This is a genomic window from Pseudoalteromonas thalassia, assembly GCF_049257215.1.
GTDB lineage: Bacteria > Pseudomonadota > Gammaproteobacteria > Enterobacterales > Alteromonadaceae > Pseudoalteromonas > Pseudoalteromonas lipolytica_C.
The window spans coordinates 1-23,667 of sequence record NZ_JBMMUE010000013.1 but is presented as its reverse complement, the minus strand read 5'-3'; the positions used below and the strand labels follow the sequence as shown (position 1 = coordinate 23,667).

The following is a 23,667-nucleotide window of genomic DNA, read 5'->3' as shown; positions in this document are numbered from 1 at the left end:
GGCTTAAACTTAAGCCACCATTTGTGCTGTTAATCGTTACGCAGTGCAGCCATAGGTTTTGCTTTAAGTAGTAAAACCAAAGGTCTAAAGCAAGCAAATAGCGCAATACATAAGGTAATACTCCAAGCGAGTAATTGCAGTCTTACATCAAGCACCAGCCAAGACATTAGCTGCCCTTGTAACATGTAAAAGCCCACCATTACTGCAGCGAGCGCAACTGCAAAACCAATGAGCACAGGAATAATGGCTTCAACACTCATCAGCTTGAATAAGCGCGCTTTTTTCGCACCTAATGCCATGCGAATACCAAACTCATAACGGCGCAGACCAAGGTTATAGCTCAGTACCCCAAAAATACCGATTGCTGCTAATAATAGAGTAAATAACGCTAAGGTACTACACAGAACCACAGTCAGACGGCTCATATACAGTAAATTGTCGTACTCTTGCTGTAAGTCGTTAAACTGCCACATGGTTAAGTCGCTGTTCTTTTCTTTCAGCGTATTAAGTATTTGTTTATTAGTCAGCTTAACGCCATCAGTAGCTTTAATAGTAAACATGTAGCTATATGGTGTCGCTGGCCACCAAATGTGACGACCAAACGACTCATCGTAGTATTTAGGGTGATTAAAATCTTCGGTTACACCCACCACTTCATACATCTTTTCTTCTAAGCCTTGGTAGCTCTTGCCGATAATATTTTGATAGTCTTGGCCTGGTAATAAGTTTTCTGCCACGCTGACTGATACCAGTATCTCGTTAGTTTCACCGCGTATAGCTTGCTCGGTAAAGGTGCGGCCAGCGAGAATTTTGGTATTAACTAACGCAAAGTAATCAGGCCCTACCCACTGACTAGGGAAGAAAACAGAGCTTTTACCGTTTACATCTGTCAGGGTGTTGGCGTTTTGTCTTTGCGAAACAGGGCTGTGACCCAGTGCAACATCATCAATGCCTTGGCTATCAAGCAAAACCTGCTTGTATTGCAGCATATGTTCGTAGCGCTCCGCCAAGGACATCTGATTATTTGGCTGGAACAGGTTGGCAAAATATAGGTTTTCGGTATCACTGCCGAGTGGGCGGTTTATCGTGCCCATGGCTTTACTGACTACCATCACAGAAAAACTAACAAGCAGCGCGGCAACAAACATTTGTGAGCCAATTAAAATCCGTACTGTGCGGCCTGATACCTGCGAAACCCCGCCTTTACCACTGTTCTGCATTTGCGTATTTAGGGTTTTGTAATTAACCAAACGCGCTGTAATTACAGAGAAAATATAAGCAAGAGCAATACACAGTATGATGGCAACAATAACCAACGTGCTATCAACGGCCAAGCTATTAACCAGTGGCAATCGGCCTTCTGCTAATACTTTAAATAAGCGTATGCCCCATACCGATAAAAACAGCGCTATGCTTACCGATAAAGTCATTAAAATCAGTGACTGTAAAAAGATACTTTTAAATAACGTGCTGCGTTTAGCACCTAACACCGCCTGCAAGGCGAGGGTTTTATGTTGAGCAAGAGCGCGCGAGAAGAATAATGTGCTTACATTCAGTACTGCAATAATCAGTAGCCCTACCGCACCGGCTAACATCATCAAGCTTAAGTCATCGTTATTACCCAGCTCAACGTCACGATAAGGAGTTACTTCAGGTTTTACATCGGTGATCCCCCCGTTGTTTAGCCACTCTGATTTAACCGTATCAATTTGCTGTTTTAAATCGACTTTAACTTGATCTATGCTGACCCCAGGCTTTAAAACTGCAATAAGTTTTAGGTTTTTAAAAGTGTTTGTCCACGGGCTTTGCCAATCGTCATTGTGAAAGAAACGGCGGTCCGCACTTGATGGAAACCATACTTCAACATCACTTGCTTTAAACATGTAAGGTGGGCTGAATGAATCATCAACAACACCGACGATACGGTGAACATAATCGGTTTCACCCGCCATGACTGAAAGTGTTTTACCAATAATGTTCGGGTCGCTGTTGTAATGCTTGCGCCAGAAGTTAGCAGAGATAACAACCCGATCATCAGGTGTTTCTAGCGTTTCTCCAAGGTCAAAACCCTGTCCCATTAAAAATGGCGTGTTTAATAAGTCAAAATAGTTGCCGCCAACATACAGCACAGGCTCTTTTGGCTCGCCATCGAGGTTTGCAAAAATTTGCTCACCCGCATTGATCATCATACTTTGTTCAAAGCTTTGATTATGCTTAAGCCAGTGCACCATCGACTGATAGCTTTGAAAGCCGGTGGCATCGTAGTCATCATAAGTAAGTGATTGCTCAACCACCACCATGCGGCTTTCATCGTACACATCAAGGGGCTTTAAAAAGTAGCTGTTAACAAGGCTAAGCACTACAAACAAGGTGGCAAGTGTTAAAGCAAGCGTTGCGATAACCGCAGTGACAAAGCCCGGTGCATTCATTAATGATGCCCACGCTAAGCTCAGTTGGGCGCGTGTTTTGGTTAATTTCATTACATCACCTCGGCGCTTTCGAGTGCATGCTCTGTGGTGTCGCTGCTAGGTGCTTGGCGAGCTTCAGAGTAGGAAACAATTTCACCATCTAGCAATTTAAGTTGCGTTTTAGCACGTCCGGCATAACGTAAGTCATGGGTTACCATACAAATGGTGGTGCCTTTTTTATTCAGCTCATCAAGCAAGTCCATGACAGCATCACCATTTTTTGAATCTAAGTTACCAGTTGGCTCATCCACCAATAAAATACTTGGCTTGCCAGCTAGTGCGCGGGCAATAGCAATACGCTGTTGCTGACCACCGGATAATTGATTTGGTTTATGCTGAGCACGGTGGCCCATCTCAACCTCATCAAGGGCTTGCTTTACAGCAAGCTCAATTTCGTTTGGGCTCATGGCTGGCTCTCGGTAAGTGAGCGGAAGTGCCACGTTGTCAAACACCGATAATTCATCAATTAGGTTAAACGACTGAAATATAAAACCAATATGAAGGTTTCTTAGTTCAGCTTGCTGATCCATATCGAGTGTTTTTGTATCGACTTCTTTAATGAAATAATCGCCAGCAGTTGGGCTATCGAGTAAACCTAATAATGACAGCAGCGTCGATTTACCACAGCCAGATGGGCCGCTAATGCAGATATAGTCACCTTGGTTAATATTCAGGCTGATGTCTTTTAATGCATAGGTTTCAACATTTTGGCCGCGATAAACTTTGGCGATTTTGTTTAATGAGATAAGCGTGTTGGTTTTCATAAACTGTCCTGTTCGATTTTTATTGTTGCCAAATGCTGCCATTTAGAAAGGTCTGAAATGATCAGCTGTTCGCCCACGGTGGCACCGCTCAAAAGTTGAATTTGATTGTCACTGAGTGTACCAAATTCGATATTGGTTGGCGTTGCTAACTGGGTATTTGGATTAAGTTTAAACAGCGTGGCTTCGCTGTGAGCTTGTGCTTTTTGTGGCACGTTAATGGTTAATGCATCGGGAATAATGTTGCTAACCACATAGCCTTCAATGCTTAAATCGGGGCGGGCATTGGCAGGCAGTGTGCCTTGTAAATCAAGTTCGATAATAACTCGACCATCGGTAACAATAGGGTCAATTCGGGTGACTTTGGCATCAACTTCACCATGGCTTGCTTGACTAAAGGTGTTTACTTTCGCTGCCATATTGAGTGCCACTTTTTCGGCATCAGCTTGCTTAACGCTTAGCTCTGCTTTAAGTGCTTTATTTGAGCCAACCACCGCAAGGCGGGTGCCCGGCACGAGGTTTTGGCCAAGTTCAACATTCAATTCTTGCAGCATGCCATCGATGCCTGCTGTTATTTGCAGCTGATCAAAAGCGTGCTGCTCAACTTGATAATTAAGCTCAAATTGGCTTAATAGTTCTTGCTGTATTTTGCTGCGTTGTAAGTGCATTTCTTTAAGCTGTGCAAGACGTTGCTGCTCAATACTTACGCGCTCTGTAAGCTGTGCTACGTTTAGTATGCTTCGTTTGTAATCTAGGCTTGAAACAATTCCTTGCTCGATCAGTTTGCTTTCGGCATCGACTCTAAGCTCTGCACTTTGCAGCTCACTTTTTAATATGGCGAGATTTGCTTGGCGCTCAAGTAGCTCACTTTGCTGGTTAATTCTTTGCTCATTCACACTGGCTTTTTGGCGAGCAAGTTCTAGCCGAGCAACCGATAAACGCTGTGCTTGCTGTGGGTTGACGAGGCTTAAAATTACCGTGTCTTTGTTAACAATAGTGCCGGGATAAACGTGGATAGCTTCGACCATTGCAGTGTCGGTATTGGTTAAATAACGTTGATACTTTGGCTTTAAACGGCCAAAGCCACGTATTTTTACCACAAAATCGGCTTGTTTCACGGTCGCTATTTGCAATTGGCTTGCAGCAACTGCGGTGGGGGTCGCCCATTGATACGCCATTAAAGCGCCAAGAGCTGACACGCCAATAGCTGCACCAAAAAGCCATTTTTTAGCTTTTGATTGCTGAGGTTTGCGTTTTAGTGTGCTGTCTAAATCCATTGGCTATATTTCATTGTATTGTAGGTTTAGCAACACAAAAGCGAGGAACGTGCCAAGGTTTAATTTATTGATTTTAAGAGTTTTATTGTTTTTCGGTGAGATGGGTTTTCCCACTTTTGGGATTAATAAAATCAAAAGTGGGACAGATATAAAGTGCAGTCTACTGTAGTAACTTTGCAAGCTTAGCCAGCTGCTTTTTAGCATGTGTGTTATCAGGTTTAAGCTTTAACACATGGTTATAATTGGCGGTTGCTTGCTTGAGATCACCGAGGTACCAGTATGCCTCTGCTAAGCTATCAAAGGTATTGTAACTATGTGGGTAAAGGTGCGTATTTAGTTTAAAAATCGCTAACGCTTCATTGAGTTTGTCTTGGTTAATAAGCGAATAACCCCATAAGTTAATATCGCTTTCAGTAAATTGGATCTGCTCGTCTTTAGCTAATTGATCCGCAGCTGTAATTGCATTTTCATAGCCTTGCACTTCAAGAACTTGCCATAAGCGTTTAATATTTTTCGCTAAACCAAAGCCATTTTCTTGTTTCATTTCAGGGATATAAAAGCCCGCAATTTCATCTACAAATTGCGATGGCATTGCGCCAATCAAGTTGGTTAAGATCACTATCGACATATTATCTTTAGGGTAAACAAAGATACCTGCTCTGTTACCACCTATGGCAGCTAATGCCGGATGTTCTTCTCGTCCCATTACAGGCCAACCAAGACTGTAGCCATTTAAGCGCTGATTAAAGCCTTGAGTATGACCATTTTTTAGTCGAGTCGGGGTCCACATTTGTTGAATACTTTGTGCATTAATAAATTGATTTGTTTGTAATGCCACTAACCAATTTGCTAGTTCAGTTGCTGTTGAGGCCATACCTGCGGCGGTTTGTAGCATTGGTGAGAAAATGGCTTCTCTTGAATTTATTAGTTCATTACCTTGCGTTTCGTATCGTCTAGCCGAGTGTTTTACAACATTGTTGAGATTGCCAAAGCCCGCTTCAAGTGTTCTGTTCATCTCAGTTTTTTGTAACTGGTTTTTTGCTATAAATTGCTGAAATGGCATCCCAGATAACTTATTAATTAACTTACCAATAATGACGTAGTTTGTTTGGTTATATTTAAAACGGGTGCCGGTTTCGAACTCTAATGGTTTAGTTTGTACTTGTTTCCATGCGTCATCGGGTCCTTGATCTGAGATTAGATTGGCAATTTCATCTTTTATTATGTCAGGTAAGCCTGATGTATGGCTCATTAATTCTCTTGTTGTTATAGCGTGCCACTGAGTTGGCAGCTCGGGTAGGTAAGTGCCAATAGGCGCATTAAGGTCTAATTTCTTTTGCTCAACAAGCTGCATCAGTGCCACACCAACAAAGGCTTTAGTTGCGGAATTAATCACAAATAAAGTGTCGGCATCAACTGCAATATTATCTTCAATATTTGCAACTCCGTAGCTGGCAACTTTAATTACTTTATTATCTCGAACGACAGCAAGTTGTAGCCCGGGAATATTTCTTTTTTGCATTACCTCAACCAGCCATTGGTCAAGCTCATCTGCATGTGCAGAAAAGGCACTTAAAATAAGCGATAGAAGAGTAATCGTTGGAAGGATTAATTTTTTGCTAAGTTTTTTGCAAGCTGTGTACACGATGTTGTCCTTAGTGTTCATTTGTATCTATTATTTTTACTTAGATAGTTTTTGATGTGAGCACTAAAGCGAGGAGTGTGCCAATCTTCAAGGTATTGAAGTTAATGGCTTTTATTGTTTTTCTTGGTTTTAAAATTCCCATTTATGGGAATTTTAAATTAAAACTGGGAGTGAATGCTTAAATTAGCTTTCTTCGATTTTGCCAACTTGCGAAAGCTGATTAAACAAAATGCCCGCTTGGGTGCGGTTATAAACATTTAGTTTGCGTAAAATCGCTGACACATGTTGTTTGATTGTGGTTTCTTGAATCGACATTTCAAAGGCGATTTGTTTATTCAATAAACCGTCGGCAATCATCGCTAGTACGCGGTATTGCTGTGGAGTTAGTTTTTCAAGGTTGCGAGCAAATTCACTTTGTTCGTCGTTGATCACTACATCAGTTAAATCTACTTCAGGTGGTAACCAAGTGTCGCCGTTGAGTACATGACTAATAGCTTCGCTGATGACATCCAAAGAAGATGACTTAGGAATGTAGCCTGCAGCGCCAAGACTCATTGCTTGTTTTATTATGGCTGGTGTCTCATTGGCAGAGACCATAATCACTAAAATATCTGGGTAGTGGTTACGCAGTTGCGAAAGGGCTTGTAGGCCATTTGCACCAGGGATGGTGAGGTCTAAAAATATCAGTTCAATCTCAGGGTGAGCGCTTAACAGTGCAAACAAACCATCAATGTCACTGGTTTCTTTGATATGTTCTTCTGGCACTGATGTCGCGGCAGCTTGACGCAATGCACTTCTAAATAACGGGTGATCATCGGCGATTATGGTGTTCACAGCTAAAGACATTCCCTCGATTCTCCAATGCGTTATGTTATAAGTGATTTTGCGTTTTGAAACAAGGTTTGCCTGAAGGGAAGTTTCAGACAAACCTTTCTCACACAAGGATTTAGGTTCTATTTTAGAAACGGTAACCAACAGTGAAGGCTACAGTGCGAGGGTCGCCGTAGTAACCGATCAGCGTATTATCACCACCTAAACCTGGGGTGTATTTGCTGGTATCTGTTGGGTCTGTTGGATCAGGCGCTACGAACTGGTAACCACCAATCATGTACTCTTCATCCGTTAAGTTTTTACCGTAAAGACCAGCAGTCCAGTGGCCATCAGTGCTGTACCAAGTGATACCCATATTAAAGATACCGTAAGCATCTTGCGTTAACAGGCTATCTTCTTCGAATAGTGCGTAGTCACCTCTGTGGTAGTAGTTACCATTGATAACAAAGTCACCCATTTCTGTGTACATACGGTATGTTGCACCCAGATTAAAGGTTAAGTCAGGTGTGTTTGATACACTAAAGCGATCTGATTTATCGAATGCTTCACCCGTTTCTGGGTTGTAGTCAATTACGTTATCAAAGCTACTATCGATGTAACCTACTGACGCATCAAAACTGAGTGACTCTGTTGCAACATAGTTAAGCTCAAGCTCAATACCATCTGATGTTGACTCACCAATGTTACCTAAGCGTTGGTTTAGATCTGCTGCGCTGTCGCCCGGTAATACTGAAATATATTGACGGTCTTTATGATCAAGGGTGAATAACGTTACGTTTGCACGTAGGTTGTTGTTCCACTCACTCTTCATACCGATTTCGAATGAATCAACGATTTCTGGTTTTGCTGCTGGCTCTGCAGTAGTTGCACGTGGGTTGAAAGTACCTGACTTAAAGCCTTGCGCATAACTTGCAAAGAACATGATGTCGTTTGAATATTGGTATTCAACACCTGCACGCGGTGTGAAACGTGACCACTCTTCTTCATCATCGAGTACCGTTGGTACAAGTTGGCCTTCTGGTCGAGTGTAACCTGGCACCCAACCTGACTCTGGATAAACAATGTCAAAGATGAGGCCGTTGTTAACCTGTGCTTCTTTTTTATCTTTGGTGTAACGCGCGCCGAGTGTCATTGACCATTTATCGGTTAAATCAATCGAGCCTTGAATATAGGCTGCTTTACTGTTTGAGTTACTACAACCGCTTACTTCACGAGTCAGGCCTGGTGCACCTAGGCTTTGACCTAAGATACCTAAAATAGCCTCAAATTGACCACATGATTCACCATCATAATAGTAAAGGCCTGATACAAGCTTATAGTTATCCCCTTGATGATTTAGCTGTAACTCGTGAGTGGTTTGCTCATCATCGTAAATAGCCGGTACATCGAAAATTGGCAACGAGGTATTGTCAAAGTCGATATTTGTTGGAGAGTAACTTTCGCGGCTTGAACCTATGTATTTAATACTTGTGCTATCACTCATATCCCAACGTGCAGTCAGGCTGTAGCCTTCAAGTTCAACTTTGTTCCATGTAGGCAAGCTGGTGTATGAGTCATACACGCTGTTTGGTACTGGCGCATCAGTTAGTAGACTAGGCAGTAAACGATAGCCGCCTTTCGCGTTAGATTTATCTTCTGTTTTATCCCACGCTAAGCGGAAGAAAAGGTCATCGGTCGGTGTGTACTCTAAGGTAACACGAGCTGCGGTTACGTCTTTGTTGTAGTTTTCGCGGTCTTGGTTATCAAGAGCCGATGTTAAAAACTCACCAAAGCCATCACGATTTAGCGTTGCAAAACCAAACCCTACGTAAAGCTTTTCGTCAACAATCGGTAATTGGCCGGTAATTTTTAAATCTTTTTGGTTATAGCTACCTACAGTACCTTGAATGTTTAACGTTGCATCACCGCTCATTTCTTTGGTGACGTATTTAATTGCACCACCAATGGTATTTTTACCGTAAAGGGTCCCTTGTGGACCACGTAATACTTCGATTTGTTGCACATCAAGAAGGTCAAGTACGGCACCTTGTGGGCGAGCAAGATAAACATCATCAATATAGATACCTACACCCGGCTCATAACCCCAAAGTGGATCTTGCTGACCTACACCACGAATAAACGCGGTAATAGTAGAGTTTGTACCACGGCTTGCTTGCAAGGTGGTATTTGGCGAGAACTGCTGAACTTCGGTCATAACGACGATGCCATTTTCTGCCAGTTCTTCAGCACCCACTGAAGTGACTGCGACAGGAACTTCTTGCAAGTTTTCAACAGTTTTACGTGCTGTTACCTGAATACGTTCAAGTTCCCCTTTTTTTGCTGCAGGTTCGGCTTGTTCTGCCGCTTGAGCACTGACACCTGCCAAAGCAAGTGATACAGCCAGAGTAAGTGGCGCGACTTTTGGGTTAAGCTTTATCATGTTGTATTCCTTGTTATTGTTGTCATTAGTCTTATGGCCACTCACATTGATGTTGCCGAAGACTTAATAAGATTTGCCCGTGTCACCTGTCAGTTAATGTAGAAGATAGTTGCAAAAATTGAATTAGTACCATAGTGCTATACCCGCCACAGCCCTTTATTTATCAAGCAATTAAGCTATTTTTAAAGCAGATAGTACCTTAGTGTTATGTATTTTTTGAACGCTTAGGGTAAGACTGAAGGCATTATTCCGATGTCACCTCATCTGTGTAATAACAATAATTATAGGAATGTCTATGCTGAGCATGATAGGACTGTTAGGCGGTTTGATACTGCTGATCATTTTAACGCTGCGTGGGGTAAATTTATTTATCGCTGCGCCAATCTGTGCACTATTAGTTGCACTTAGTAGTGGCATGGCCATTTTCCCTGTATCGGCAGATACAAACTTTATTAACGCCTATATGGATGGCTTTGCAGGCTTCTTAAGTGCGTGGTTCTTTATGTTCTTACTGGGTTCGTTATTCGGTAAGTTTATGGAAGACACCGGTGCTGCAGACAGTGTTGCAAGCTACATTGTGGGTAAACTAGGTATGAAGCACGCGGTTCTTGCGGTTGTGATTGCCTGTGCAGTTTTAACCTACGGTGGCGTGAGCGTCTTTATCGTTGCGTTTTCTGTTTACCCAATGGCATTAAGTCTGTTTAAAGATGCAAATTTACCGCGCCGCTTTATTCCAGCAACGCTGGCATTTGGTTCGGTGACCTTTACCATGACCTCAGCAGGCTCGCCAGAAATTCAAAACTGGATCCCGGTTAAGCACCTTGGTACGTCACCTTATGCAGCATGGGAAGTGAGCTTAGTGGTGGCTATTTTTATGGCGACAGCAGGTTACTTTTGGTTAAACAAGATGATCAAAAAAGCTGTTGCTAACGGCGAGGCCTTTGAAGCGCGTGATGATGATCCTGTCATTATTGAGCGTCGTCGACCGCACCCAATTACAGGTGTGATCCCGCTAATCGTGGTGCTACTTTTATCATTTACGCTACATGATGTACTACAGCAAACAGCGCTTATTGTTGCCTTGCTTGGTGGTGTGTTGAGTATTGTGATTATTAACTTCAAGCATTTTCACGATATGGGTAACGCTATTAATGTTGGCACAACTGGCGCTTTAGTAGCAATCGGTAACACCGCTGCTGTGGTTGGTTTTGGCGCTGTGGCGAAAGTATCACCGGCATTTACCGCCGCTGTCGATGTGATGACCCATATGCCGGGTAATGAGTTGGTTGGTGCTGCCGTTGCGGTCAGTGTAATTGCTGGCTTAACAGGCTCTGCTTCAGGCGGGCAAGCCATTGCATTACCACTTGTCGCACCGGGTTATTTAGACATGGGTGTAAACCCTGAACAACTGCATCGTGTAGTGGCAATTAGTTCTGGAGCCCTCGATACCTTGCCGCATAATGGTTATGTGGTCACAACAATACGCGCTATCTGTAAAGAAACACATCAACGAGCGTATTGGTCAATGGCAGCTCTGACTGCGGTTATTCCGCTTATCGGTGTCGCATTGGCACTCGGACTCTTTATTTTCTTTTAAGGAACAGCAATGAAAACCAAATTAATAATTTTGCTATGGCTGGTTGTATTTAGTAGCACTGCGTTTGGCGCTGCCAACAAAGCCGACACCATGCTGGTGGAAAAACAGCATTTTACGACAAAAGATTTTACCACTGTGTCTGGTGTGACTTTAGAGCAAGTGGACATTGGCTGGGAAAGTTACGGAAAACTAAACGCCAATAAAGATAACGTGATTTTAATAACCCATTACTTCTCTGGTACTTCTCATGCCGCAGGTAAATATAAAGCGGATGATGCCCTACCGGGTTATTGGGATGCGATTATCGGCCCAGGTAAAGCTATCGATACCAATAAATATTATGTGATTAGCTCAGATACTTTAGTGAATGCCAACTGGCATGATGAAAATGTAATTACGACAGGCCCTGCCTCAATCAATCCAAAAACAGGTAAACCATATGGTTTAGATTTCCCAGTGGTTACGATTACTGACTTTGTGAATGTGCAAAAGCGGTTACTCGACAGCCTAGGTATCACTAAATTACATGCTGTGATGGGTGCATCAATGGGGTCGTTTCAAGCACTTGAGTGGGCAACACGTTACCCAGATAAAGTAGAGCGTTTAATTCATGTGATTGGCGCTGCAACCATGGATGCATGGACTGTCGCTGCACTTGAGAAATGGGCGTTACCAATTCGTCTAGATAAAAACTGGCAGCAAGGTAATTACTACGGTAAAGATCGCCCATTAGATGGCTTAGCGGCAACCATGCTTAATATTACGCAAGATGCGATGCATCCAATTATTTATAACGCGAGCTTCCCTGACTTTAATGTATTGGATGAAGGTGCGTTAAAAGACATTCGCACCTTGCCTAAGTTAAACCAAGTACTCGCTCAGCGCGCAATGGCACGAGCTAAAACGCAAGATGCAAACCATGTACTTTATTTGGTCCGGGCATCACAATTATTTACCGCTGGTATGCAAAGCGATTTAACAACGGCACTTAAAAATGTCTCTGCCAAAACATTATTACTACCCGCAACGAACGACTTACTGCTTCGCCCTGAAAACATGCGCACCGTGTTTGACACCATGAAAGCAGCAGGTAAAGACGTTGAGATTTCAGAAATTGAAGGGGGCTGGGGACACCTTGATGGCATTTTCTCAATCGCCCCGAAAGCGCAGCTTATCAGTGAGTTTTTAGAGGAGTAGCCCGATGAGCAAAACAGTTTTAATTACCGGTGCAGCCAGTGGTATTGGTTTATATGTTGCACAGCAACTGGCGATGCAAGGTCACACTATTATTGTGACTGATTTAAATCAGCAAGCAGCACAACAAGCGGCAGCAGGCATTGTTGAACAAGGCGGCAGCGCTGAAGGGTATGCACTTAATGTGGCTGATAGTAATGCAATAGAGCAGTTTTTCACTGAGCTTAATCAGCCAATTGATGTACTTATTAATAATGCGGGTATTCAGCATGTTGCGAAGCTTGAAGATTTTCCGGCTGATAAATGGCAGTTCTTACAGCAAGTTATGCTGGTTGGCCCGGCGATGATGACTAAGGCGGTACTCCCTCGCATGCGTGAGCAAGATTTTGGTCGCATCATTAATATTGGTTCAATCCATGCCATGGTGGCGTCTAAATATAAGTCGGCTTATATCGCTGCAAAACATGGCTTAATCGGCTTTGCTAAAACCATGGCACTCGAAACTGGCGATGCCAATATCACGATTAATACCGTGTGCCCAGCCTATGTAAAAACGCCGCTTGTGGAGCAACAAATTGCCTCGCAAGCCAAAGAACATGGTATTTCAGAGCAACAAGTGATCGACACGATTATGCTAGCACCGATGCCGAAAAAAGCATTTATCGGCTTAGATGAGATCCTGCATACCGTTAGCTTTTTAATGGCCGATGCAGCTCGCAATATTACCGCCCAAGCAATCGCCATTGATGGCGGTTGGACTGCACAATAGGAGGAGCCAATGGCAGGTTTTGATAAAGTAGTTACAAGTTATAGCGAAGCGATGGCTGGCCTTGAAGATGGCATGACAGTGATAGCTGGTGGTTTTGGTTTATGCGGCATTCCTGAAGGGCTGATTGCGCAAATTAAACGGCAAGGCACCCGAGATTTAACCGTGGTATCGAATAACTGTGGTGTTGATGGCTTTGGTTTAGGTGTGCTGCTTGAAGATAAGCAAATCAGTAAGATGGTTGCCTCTTACGTTGGTGAAAACGCGCTATTTGAGCAGCAACTATTAAATGGTGAACTTGAAGTTGAGCTCACACCGCAAGGCACCTTAGCTGAAAAAATGCGAGCTGGTGGCGCGGGTATTCCTGCATTTTATACCGCAACAGGCGTGGGTACCCCGGTGGCTGACGGTAAAGAAACCCGCAATATTAATGGTCGTGACTATTTATTAGAGCCAAGTATTACTGGCGACTTTGCGATAGTTAAAGCGTGGAAAGCAGACCGCTACGGTAACTGCATTTATCGTCATACGGCGATGAACTTTAATCCGATGGCCGCAACCGCAGGTAAAATAACGGTTCTTGAAGTTGAAGAAATTGTTGAACCAGGGGAGCTGGAGCCAAGCCAAATTCACACACCGGGTATCTATATTGACCGGGTGATTAAGGGTGAATTTGAAAAGCGCATCGAGAAAGTTACCACTAAGCAAGAAAATCAATAAGGAGCACGCTGATGGCATTATCACGAGAACAAATCGCTAAACGCGTGGCGATGGAACTACAGGATGGTTACTACGTTAACTTGGGCATCGGTATTCCAACCTTGGTCGCTAATTATGTCCCTGATGGCATCGAAGTGATGCTGCAATCTGAAAATGGTTTACTCGGTATGGGGCCATACCCAAGTGCAGACCAAGTTGATGCCGATATGATCAACGCTGGTAAAGAAACGGTCACCGCTGCAACGGGGGCGGCTATTTTTAGCTCTGCTGAAAGCTTTGCCATGATCCGTGGTGGCCACGTTGATTTAACCGTGCTGGGTGCGTTTGAAGTTGACCAAAACGGCAACATTGCCAGTTGGATGATCCCGAAAAAGCTGGTTAAAGGAATGGGCGGTGCGATGGATTTAGTGGCTGGCGCTAAAAACATTATTTGTACTATGACCCATGCTAATAAGCATGGCGAATCAAAACTGCTGACTGAATGTAGTTTGCCGTTAACGGGTGTTGGTTGTATCAATAAAGTGATCACCGATTTGGCACTTTTAGAAATTAAAGACGGTGCATTTCATTTATTAGAGCGTGCCCCGGGTGTTTCGGTTGATGAGATTATTGCTAAAACACAGGGCAAGCTTATTGTCTCTGGTGACATTCCTGAGATGACGTTTAGCTAGTTTTACGACTTTTAAGCAGCTAATTTGCCTAGATTTTATACTAAACCCCAATAATGTGCTTTTTGTTCATGAATTTTATGAGCAAAAAGCCATTTATCACCATCAATGCAACTTACCCCCTAAACATTTCGTTAATCTATCGTTAACACTATGCTCCAAACCAGATCGCCGATTGCAGTAGGCCGATCAACGACAACAAATAATTATAATCTGGTGTGGAGTAATTCATGAAAGCTAGTAACACACAGCTCGCTTTAGCCGTTGCAGCGGCGTTAGCAAGTACATCAGCATTCGCACAAAGCGACACTGAACAACTACAACAACAACTCGATGCACTTCAAAAAGAAGTGGATTCATTAAAAACATCTAGCGGCTTCAACTTAGAATTTGGTGGTCGCGTACAACTTGATTACAACTATTTCGACGGTGCTTACAATGCCAACAATGATGGCGCAGGAGGTAGCGACTTCTTCCCTCGCCGTATCCGTACTTATGTTGAAAGTGAACATGGCAACTGGGATCACAAACTATTATTGGAATTTGCTGAAGGCACGGCTGAAATCGTGTTAGCGCGTGTACGCTATGCATTCGACAACGGCTTAAAAGTAAAAGCCGGTAAAATCCGTGAAGACATGTCACTCAATGCGCTAACCAGCTCTAAACACATAAATACCATTGAGCGCAGCACCCTTGCTAATACCTTCTCGCCTTTCTTCCGCTGGGGTATCTCGGCTTATCAATACTTCAAAGACTCAGGCTTACGTTACGCGGTGGGTGTTTACAAAAACGACGCGTTTGGTGCATCGGGCCATGACGAAGATGACAAACTAACATTGGCTGTAACAGGTCGCTTAACTTGGTCAAGTGCAGCACCGGGTGATGTGATTCATTTAGGTGCTTGGCACTCTTATCGTGATATGGGCGGCAATGACTTAAGCGCTCGTTTTGCCCGTGGTGAAGTGCGTGAAACCAATGTTCGCTTAGTGGATTACGCAGTTGGTGGTGAAACGGCAGCGCTAGATAGCATGTCGCAAAGCGGTCTTGAATTTGCCTACCAAGCGAATGCATTCACTTTAGAGGCTGAATATGCCAGCCGTTACCTCGATACGGTTGATAGTAGCAATGAACTTGATGGTGAACGGTTTGATGGCTTTCATGTTTCGGCAAGTTACTTCTTAGGCGGTGAGCAGCGCCGTTACAAAGCAGGTTCAGCATTATTTGTGCAACCAAAAGGGATTAAAGATGCATGGGAGCTTGTTGCCCGTGTGTCGCAAATGAACGCCAGCAGCAAACAACAAGGTACCGACGTAACCACTTATACGTTAGGCACATCTTATTACCTAAGCAGCGATATTAAATTTATGGGCAACCTAATTTACAGCGATGTTGACGGTGCCGGTGCTTCTACGCTGGCTGGTGATGAAGATTCAGGTATGGGCATCAGTGCTCGTATGCAGTACTTATTTTAGGAGTCGTGCATTATGACTATGTTTAAATCATTAAAAAGATCTGTTTTAGCAGCTTCATTATTAGTAGCCAGCCCACTGGCATTGGCAAACTTACACTTTTTGGTGCCGGGTGGCCCAGGTGGCGGTTGGGATACCACAGCACGTGGTGTCGGTGAAGCAATGGTGAAAGCGGGCATTGAAGACAATGCATCGTTTCAGAATATGTCGGGCGGCGGCGGTGGCCGTGCAATTGCTTACTTGATTGAGTCGGGCACTAAAAAAGGCGATATGTTGATGGTTAACTCAACGCCTATCGTTCTGCGTGCATTATCAGGCAAAATTCCTTACAGCTATCGCGATTTAACGCCAGTTGCCAGCATGATTGCTGATTATGGTGCATTTATTGTGCGCAATGACTCGCCATTTAAAACATGGCAAGACGTTATTGATGCTATGAAAAAAGACCCTGGTTCTGTAAAAGTGGCGGGTGGCTCTGCGCGCGGCAGCATGGATCACTTAGTGGCAGCACAAGCGGTGAAAGCGGCGGGTATTGATGGCCGTCGATTACGTTACATTCCTTATGATGCTGGTGGTAAAGCGAAGGCAGGTTTATTGTCGGGCGAGGTCAACTTACTTTCAACAGGCTTAAGTGAAGCACTCGAAGTCGCAAATGGTGGTCAGGCACGTATTTTAGCGGTTACTTCTGCCGATAAATTGCCTGATTACCCAGCAATTCCAACCTTAAAGTCGCTAGGTTACGACATGGAATTCGTAAACTGGCGCGGCTTTTTTGCAACCCCAGATTTACCAGCAGACAAACTAGCCCAGTACACAGAAAAGCTACGTAAGCTGCAACAAACTCCTGAGTGGGAAGCGGTTCGTGCCCGCAATGGTTGGCTAAATCTATTTCAAGAAAAAGAAGCGTTTATTAAATCGCTTGAGCAGCAAGAAGCGCAATTACGCGTTGTAATGAAAGAGCTTGGTTTTATCCGAGGCTAAGGTTAGACAATGTTAAACCGTGAATTAATTGGACCGAGTTTATTCTTGGTCCTCTTTACCCTCTACGCCCTTGTGGCTTGGCAAATTCCACTTATGCCATTTGAAGAGTACGAAAGCGTTACTTCTGCAACCTTACCAAAAGTGTATGCAGTATTCGGGATCGTGGTGTGCGTACTATCGATCGGTGCCAACTTATTAAAGCAAGCGCCAACAGAAAAAGCAGAACTACTCAGTAAGGGCAACTTACTACGTACCTTTGCATTGTTGGTGTTGATGGTTGCTTATAGCGCCATGCTTGAACCGTTCGGCTTTTTAATTGCCACCAGTGCATTTTTAATTGCTGGCTTTTTTATTATGGGTGAGCGCCGTAAGACGGTGTTGTTGTTTGCTTCTGTACCTGTGGCTGTGGTTTTTTGGTTTTTAATGACACAAGTACTGGGCATTTACTTAGTACCTGGCAATTTGTGGAGTTAAGTTATGCTTGATGGAATTATGTTAGGTTTGTCGACCGTACTCGACTGGAACAACTTGTTATATGTGATTATTGGCTGCTTTGTTGGCACGTTCATCGGTATGCTACCTGGGCTTGGTCCAATTACTGCGATTGCGTTGATGATCCCGATCACTTACAGCATTGGTGCTGATTCGGGCATGATTTTAATGGCGGGTGTTTACTACGGGGCTATATTCGGTGGCTCTACTTCTTCTATTTTAATTAATGCGCCGGGCGTGGCGGGGACGGTAGCGTCATCATTTGATGGCTACCCGCTAGCAAAACAGGGTAAGGCAGGTAAAGCCCTTGCTATTGCAGCTTATTCATCCTTTATAGGCGGTACGATTGGCGCCATTTTATTGATGGTGGCAGCGCCATTATTAGCGAAAGTGTCATTAAGCTTTCAATCGCCTGATTATGTTGTACTGATGTTTTTAGGCTTAACAGCCATTGCCGCATTCTCTAATAAAGGGCAATTTTTAAAAGCCATGATGATGACGGTATTTGGTTTAATGCTGGCTACAATTGGTATTGATCCCTCTTCAGGTACCGAGCGCTTTACCTTTGGCCAAGCTGATTTATTAGATGGAATTAGCTTTTTATTGGTGGCAATGGCAACGTTCGCGCTGGCAGAGGCACTGATTAATGTGGCGCGCCCTGAAGCTGAACCAGATAAAAAAATTGATGATCCTGATACGCCAAAAATCGGTTCAACAAAACTAACCAAAGAAGAAGTAAAAGATATGGCTCCTGTGGTTGGCCGTTCATCTTTACTTGGTTTTATTGTCGGTGTTTTACCGGGCGCAGGGGCAACGATTGCCAGCTTTATGGCCTATGCCACTGAACGCAACCTTGCTCCAAAGGCACTAAAAGATAAGTTTGGTAAGGGCTCGATGCGTGGCTTAGCCGCACCTGAGTCGGCTAATAATGCAGCTTGTACGGGTTCATTTGTACCATTACTGACTTTAGGTATTCCGGGCTCTGGTACCACAGCGATTATGCTAGGTGCATTAATTGCCTACGGTATTCAGCCGGGCCCTATGTTAATGCAAGAAAACCCAAGCGTGTTTTGGGCAGTCATTGTTAGTATGTACTTTGGCAATATTGTACTGCTTATTTTGAATCTGCCGCTGATCCCGTATTTCGCTAAAGTGCTGGCAATGCCTAAATCTGTGCTGACAGTGATGATTTTATTCTTCAGCTTAATTGGCGTGTATTTAGTGTCATTTAACACCTTTGATTTATTTATGATGGTGGGCTTTGCGCTGGTGGCCTTGGTGCTTAGATTGTTAGCTTTCCCGATGGCGCCATTATTACTTGGCTTTATCCTCGGTGATATGATTGAGCGAAACTTCCGCCGTGCCATGATGATTTCAGATGGCTCGCTGAGCTTTTTATGGGACCGCCCATTAACACTGAGTATTTTTGTGATTTCGATCTTAGTGTTGTTGTTCCCACTGAAAGACTATATTGTCCAACGTCGTAAAGACAAAGCAGCTACGCAAGCAGAGCAACATGCGTAGAACAAGGCACTGATATGAGATACACCAATAAGCTAAACCCATTTCAGCATATGGTTAAAAAACCAAAGCGCTTAGAAACGCGACTCATTATTTGGGTTACCGGTCTATGTGTTTTGCAAGCTGTGTTGTTTGGCGCTTTGGTGTATCAGATCACTGCAGAAAGCTTGCATAGCCACATGGGTGATAAAGCACTTTCGCTCGCAACCAGTATTGCCTCACGAGATGACGTGCAAAATGCATTACAAACCAAGCAAGGGCTTGATGAGTTAAATACGCAAATAGAGCATATTCGTGAACTAACCGCAGCTAGCTTTATTGTTATCGGTGATAGGAATACCCGCCGTATTGTTCATCCCGACTCAGATAAGCTGGGTAAACCTATGGTGGGCGGTGATAGTAAAGCTGCACTGCGTGGTGAGCGGTATGTTTCGATTGCAAAAGGGAGTTTGGGTGAGTCTATCCGTGGCAAAGTACCCGTGCTTTCAGAGCAAGGTGAAGTGATAGGACTGGTTTCGGTTGGCTTTTTAGTGCAATCAATTGAACCGCTTATTCGTGCTCGTAGTGCTGAAATCATGCTCTGGGGTTTGTTGTTAGTGGGTTTGAGCATTTTGGCTGCGGTGTATATTGGTCAACGAGTTCGTAACGCTATTTTTGGTTTACAACCTGACGAAATAGCAAGGCTGTTCTCTGAGCAAGATGCTATTTTGAATACCGTTCGTAGTGGCATTATCGCCCTCGATCCTGAAGGTAACGTACGTAACTTAAACCAGCGTGCTTGCGAAATCCTCGGTAAACCGACCAGCTGTATCCATCAGCCACTTAAGCTTGAAGATTTGCTTCCTGAACATGCTGAATTTTTAATGCATAACCAACAGCGTCCGATTGTTGGTTTTGAATTATTTGCTGCTGATAAACGCATTGTGTTGTCGCGATATGCATTGCAAGTGCAAGGTGAGGCTGATGGTATTTTGCTGAGTATGCGCCCTGCGGATGAGCTTGAATATTTATCGCAGCAATTAACCAAAGTACAAGCTTTTGCTGAGTTATTACGAGTGCAAACTCATGATTACTCAAACAAGCTAAACTTAATTGGTGCGTTAATTCAAATGGGGCAAACGGAGCAGGCGATTGAGTTAATAGGTCAAGAAAGTAAAGGCTCGCAAGCGCAGATCCATCATTTACTCGAAAGGATCCAAGATCCAGTGCTAGCTGGTTTACTGGTCGGTAAATACCACAAAGCTCGTGAACTTAATGTAATCCTTGAGCTTAATCCAGACAGCTTACTAGGATCGATCACCCGTAAAGATATGCTAGAGCGGGTTGTCTCGATACTTGGCAATTTGATTGATAACGCAATTGAAGCTGCTATTAGAGCCAGTGATACACGTACCCCTAAGGTTCGTGTTACGGTTGACGAAACCAGTAAAACATTATTGTTTGATGTTGAAGACAGTGGTTTTGGTTTAGGCGATGACAAGGATGTGGTATTTACACCACAATACAGCTCTAAGTCAGGGGCTGAACATGGTATTGGCCTTTATTTGGTTAAAACCAACTTAGATTCGTGTCGTGGTAGTTTAGAAATAGGTGAGTCTGATCTCATGGGTGCACGTTTGAGTGTCTACATTCCAAAATAATAAAAACGATCAGCCTATAAATAAAAGGTAAAGAACATGACTTACTCGGTTGTCATTGTTGAAGACGAAGTAGAAGTTGCCCAGTTATTGGCGCAATACTTATTACTTCCTCATGGCGTTGCTGGCCAGCAAGGGGCACGGCAAACTCTGCGTCAGGGGCAATATCAGGTTGTGGGTATTGCAGGCAATCTTGCCACAGCGAAAGCACTGTTATCGGCAATTAATGCTGATTTAATTTTGCTAGATATTCATTTACCTGATGGCAATGGTCTTGATTTACTCAATGAACTACGCCGCGAAGAAATGAAAAGCGAAGTAATGCTGTTAACTGCAGCAAAAGAAGTAGAAACTCTTGAAAAGGCTATGCAGCTTGGTGCCTGTGATTTCTTGGTTAAACCATTAATGCTAAATCGCTTAGATCAAGCGCTGGCAAGATTTGAAGCGAGACAACAATGTTTGTTGGGTGCTGATGAAGTTACCCAGTCAATGGTTGATACTTTATTTGGATCGCAAGAACAATTAAAAGCGCCAGTTAGGTTACCAAAAGGGGTGGATCAGCTCACTTTGCAAAAGATCTTAAAAGCTTTTAAAGCGAATATTGGCACGGCTTTTACTGCTCAGCAAATGGGTGATTTAGTAGGGGTTAGTCGCTCAACAGCCCGTCGTTATCTGGAATATCTGCTTGAGGCTGAGCAAGTCAGTGCTGATCAGAGCTACGGAAGTATTGGCCGCCCCGAGCGCTGTTACAAAATGACAAACAGCTAATTGCATCATTTATCGGGTAAATTACCGTTCAATTAACGATTTTAGTCATATAAATTCATTAATCGGCACGATAAAAAGTGCCGCTTATCCTGAGCATAGAAAAATTTTATAAAATTGATTGCATTTTAAGCGACTTCGATGGTGATGTTCGCTTTAAGTAATGCTATACTCCCGCCGAATAATTTTTCGACTTTATTAAGAGTAAAATAATGGCAGATTTATCGAAGTACAGAAATATTGGTATTTTCGCCCACGTTGACGCGGGTAAAACTACCACCACTGAGCGTATCCTTAAGCTTACGGGTAAAATTCATAAGACTGGTGAGGTACACGACGGTGAGTCTACGACTGACTTCATGGAACAAGAAGCTGAGCGCGGTATTACAATCCAATCAGCAGCTGTAACTTGTGAGTGGAAAGGCCACCGCTTAAACGTTATCGATACTCCGGGACACGTTGACTTCACAGTAGAAGTATACCGTTCACTTAAAGTATTAGACGGTGGTATCGGTGTATTCTGTGGTTCTGGTGGTGTTGAGCCACAGTCAGAAACTAACTGGCGTTATGCGAACGAATCAGAAGTTGCACGTGTAATCTTCGTAAACAAACTAGACCGTATGGGTGCTGACTTCTACCGTGTAGTTGGTCAAGTTGAAAAAGTACTTGGTGCTAACCCACTAGTTATGACTTTACCAATTGGTATCGAAGACCAATTCTGTGGTGTTGTAGACGTACTTGAGAAAAAAGCATACGTTTGGGACGAGACAGGTCTTCCTGAAAACTACGAAGTACAAGACGTTCCAGCTGACATGGTAGACAAAGTTGAAGAGTACCATGAGATGTTAGTTGAGTCTGCTGTTGAGCAAGACGACGACCTAATGGAAGCGTACATGGAAGGTGAAATGCCTTCACTAGAGCAAATCAAAGCGTGTATCCGTAAAGGTACTCGTGACCTTGCTTTCTTCCCAACTTTCTGTGGTTCTGCATTCAAAAACAAAGGTATGCAATTAGTACTAGACGCGGTTGTAGATTACCTACCTGCGCCTACAGAAGTTGATCCACAGCCTCTAACTGATCCTGAAACAGGTGAGCCTACTGGTGAAGTTGCAACTGTTGATGCAGATGCGCCACTTAAAGCGTTAGCGTTCAAGATCATGGACGACCGTTTCGGTGCACTTACGTTCATCCGTATCTACGCTGGTCGTATGAAAAAAGGTGATACAGTACTTAACTCTGCAACTGGTAAAACAGAGCGTATCGGCCGTATGGTTGAGATGCAAGCTGACGAGCGTACTGAGCTTACTGAAGCACAAGCGGGTGACATCATCGCTGTTGTTGGTATGAAGAACGTTCAAACTGGTCACACTCTATGTGATCCTAAGCATGAATGTACTCTTGAAGCGATGATCTTCCCTGATCCAGTTATCTCAATCGCTGTTGCTCCTAAAGACAAAGGCGGTAACGAGAAGATGGGTATCGCGATCGGTAAGATGGTTGCAGAAGATCCTTCATTCCAAGTTGAAACTGACGAAGATTCAGGCGAAACCATCCTTAAAGGTATGGGTGAGCTTCACTTAGATATCAAAGTAGATATCCTTAAGCGTACTTACGGCGTAGACCTAATCGTTGGTCAACCTCAGGTTGCTTACCGTGAAACTATCACGAAAGAAATCGAAGATAGCTACACGCACAAGAAACAATCTGGTGGTTCTGGTCAATTCGGTAAGATCGATTACCGCATCAAGCCAGGTGAGCCTAACTCAGGTTTCACATTCACGTCTTCAGTTGTTGGTGGTAACGTTCCTAAGGAATTCTGGCCTGCAGTTGAGAAAGGCTTCGCATCAATGATGCAAGAAGGTGTTCTAGCTGGCTTCCCAGTGTTAGACGTTGAAGTTGAACTTTTCGACGGTGCTTTCCACGCAGTTGACTCATCAGCAATCGCGTTCGAAATCGCTGCTAAAGGCGCTTTCCGTCAGTCTATCCCTAAAGCGGGCGCACAACTTCTTGAGCCAATCATGAAAGTTGACGTGTTCACTCCAGAAGACAACGTGGGTGACGTAATCGGTGACCTTAACCGTCGTCGTGGTATGATCAAAGACCAAGAAGCAGGCGCAATGGGCGTTCGCATCAAGGGTGAAGTACCACTTTCAGAAATGTTCGGTTACATCGGTCACTTACGTACTATCACGTCTGGTCGTGGTCAGTTCTCTATGGAGTTCTCACACTACGCACCATGTCCACAGAACGTAGCTGAAACTGTAATCGCTGCAGAAAAAGAGAAAAAAGCTGCTAAGTAATTAGCCTTTTAACTTCTTTAAAAAAACCCGCACTTTGAAGTGACCCCATAAAGTTGGACTCTTTGCTAAGCGGTTGCCAAGGCCTGATTTCGATACTGTATCGGACTCAGGCCTTTTAGTTTCAGCTTAATACGCTCATTGTTGTAATAGTGGATA

The 23,667-nt window shown here is 43.7% G+C and carries 19 protein-coding genes; 12 read left to right on the top strand and 7 right to left on the bottom strand.

Annotated features, from left to right (window positions below):
• Positions 1 to 29: 29 nt before the first annotated feature.
• The 6 genes from AAEU31_RS15035 to AAEU31_RS15010 form a co-directional block, all read right to left on the bottom strand.
• Positions 30 to 2,480 (bottom strand): ABC transporter permease, encoded by a 2,451-nt coding sequence (locus tag AAEU31_RS15035; RefSeq protein ID WP_421967624.1) that lies wholly within the window; start codon positions 2,478 to 2,480, stop codon positions 30 to 32.
• Complete coding sequence (locus AAEU31_RS15030; protein WP_421967623.1) at positions 2,480 to 3,232, bottom strand: ABC transporter ATP-binding protein; 753 nt, start codon at positions 3,230 to 3,232, stop codon at positions 2,480 to 2,482. Before AAEU31_RS15030 ends, AAEU31_RS15035 begins: the two co-directional genes overlap by 1 nt.
• Positions 3,229 to 4,506: an efflux RND transporter periplasmic adaptor subunit gene (locus tag AAEU31_RS15025; protein ID WP_421967622.1), complete on the bottom strand. Its 1,278-nt coding sequence runs from the start codon at positions 4,504 to 4,506 to the stop codon at positions 3,229 to 3,231. Before AAEU31_RS15025 ends, AAEU31_RS15030 begins: the two co-directional genes overlap by 4 nt.
• Positions 4,507 to 4,666: 160 nt before the next feature.
• Positions 4,667 to 6,172 (bottom strand): serine hydrolase, encoded by a 1,506-nt coding sequence (locus tag AAEU31_RS15020; RefSeq protein WP_421967621.1) that lies wholly within the window; start codon positions 6,170 to 6,172, stop codon positions 4,667 to 4,669.
• Positions 6,173 to 6,334: 162 nt separating this feature from the next.
• Positions 6,335 to 6,997: a response regulator transcription factor gene (locus AAEU31_RS15015; RefSeq protein WP_054552322.1), complete on the bottom strand. Its 663-nt coding sequence runs from the start codon at positions 6,995 to 6,997 to the stop codon at positions 6,335 to 6,337.
• Positions 6,998 to 7,109: 112 nt separating this feature from the next.
• Positions 7,110 to 9,401: a TonB-dependent receptor gene (locus tag AAEU31_RS15010; RefSeq protein WP_199527208.1), complete on the bottom strand. Its 2,292-nt coding sequence runs from the start codon at positions 9,399 to 9,401 to the stop codon at positions 7,110 to 7,112.
• Between the two features lie 295 nt (positions 9,402 to 9,696).
• Here AAEU31_RS15010 and AAEU31_RS15005 point away from each other — a divergent pair, with 295 nt between their 5' ends.
• The 12 genes from AAEU31_RS15005 (at position 9,697) to fusA (ending at position 23,511) form a co-directional block, all read left to right on the top strand.
• A complete protein-coding gene (locus AAEU31_RS15005; RefSeq protein ID WP_421967620.1) occupies positions 9,697 to 10,998 on the top strand; it encodes a GntP family permease in 1,302 nt (433 codons plus the stop codon).
• 9 nt (positions 10,999 to 11,007) lie between these two features.
• The gene (locus AAEU31_RS15000; RefSeq protein WP_421967619.1) at positions 11,008 to 12,195 is read left to right on the top strand and encodes an E22 family MetX-like putative esterase; all 1,188 of its coding nucleotides are present in this window, start codon (positions 11,008 to 11,010) and stop codon (positions 12,193 to 12,195) included.
• 4 nt (positions 12,196 to 12,199) lie between these two features.
• Positions 12,200 to 12,961, top strand: coding sequence for a 3-hydroxybutyrate dehydrogenase (locus tag AAEU31_RS14995; RefSeq protein ID WP_235383359.1), 762 nt, complete (start codon positions 12,200 to 12,202; stop codon positions 12,959 to 12,961).
• Positions 12,962 to 12,970: 9 nt separating this feature from the next.
• Positions 12,971 to 13,678 (top strand): CoA transferase subunit A, encoded by a 708-nt coding sequence (locus AAEU31_RS14990; protein ID WP_063527828.1) that lies wholly within the window; start codon positions 12,971 to 12,973, stop codon positions 13,676 to 13,678.
• Positions 13,679 to 13,689: 11 nt separating this feature from the next.
• Positions 13,690 to 14,349 carry a 3-oxoacid CoA-transferase subunit B gene (locus AAEU31_RS14985; protein WP_130050233.1) on the top strand — a complete coding sequence of 220 codons (660 nt, stop codon included), beginning with the start codon at positions 13,690 to 13,692 and terminating at the stop codon, positions 14,347 to 14,349.
• Between the two features lie 227 nt (positions 14,350 to 14,576).
• A complete protein-coding gene (locus AAEU31_RS14980; protein WP_421967618.1) occupies positions 14,577 to 15,818 on the top strand; it encodes an OprO/OprP family phosphate-selective porin in 1,242 nt (413 codons plus the stop codon).
• A 12-nt stretch (positions 15,819 to 15,830) separates the two neighbouring features.
• Positions 15,831 to 16,796: a Bug family tripartite tricarboxylate transporter substrate binding protein gene (locus tag AAEU31_RS14975; protein ID WP_421967617.1), complete on the top strand. Its 966-nt coding sequence runs from the start codon at positions 15,831 to 15,833 to the stop codon at positions 16,794 to 16,796.
• Positions 16,797 to 16,805: 9 nt separating this feature from the next.
• Positions 16,806 to 17,270, top strand: a complete 465-nt coding sequence (locus AAEU31_RS14970) for a tripartite tricarboxylate transporter TctB family protein (protein ID WP_062567509.1) — start codon at positions 16,806 to 16,808, stop codon at positions 17,268 to 17,270.
• 3 nt (positions 17,271 to 17,273) lie between these two features.
• The gene (locus tag AAEU31_RS14965) at positions 17,274 to 18,812 is read left to right on the top strand and encodes a tripartite tricarboxylate transporter permease (RefSeq protein WP_235383361.1); all 1,539 of its coding nucleotides are present in this window, start codon (positions 17,274 to 17,276) and stop codon (positions 18,810 to 18,812) included.
• Between the two features lie 14 nt (positions 18,813 to 18,826).
• Positions 18,827 to 20,449: an ATP-binding protein gene (locus AAEU31_RS14960; RefSeq protein ID WP_281546744.1), complete on the top strand. Its 1,623-nt coding sequence runs from the start codon at positions 18,827 to 18,829 to the stop codon at positions 20,447 to 20,449.
• Positions 20,450 to 20,485: 36 nt separating this feature from the next.
• On the top strand, positions 20,486 to 21,214 hold the full coding sequence (locus AAEU31_RS14955; RefSeq protein WP_135922982.1) for a response regulator: 729 nt from the start codon (positions 20,486 to 20,488) through the stop codon (positions 21,212 to 21,214).
• 209 nt (positions 21,215 to 21,423) lie between these two features.
• On the top strand, positions 21,424 to 23,511 hold the full coding sequence (fusA, locus tag AAEU31_RS14950; protein WP_135922981.1) for an elongation factor G: 2,088 nt from the start codon (positions 21,424 to 21,426) through the stop codon (positions 23,509 to 23,511).
• Between the two features lie 65 nt (positions 23,512 to 23,576).
• Here fusA and AAEU31_RS14945 read toward each other — a convergent pair.
• Positions 23,577 to 23,667 (bottom strand): IS3 family transposase (locus AAEU31_RS14945; protein ID WP_421966909.1); only part of this gene is annotated, 91 nt, incomplete at its 5' end.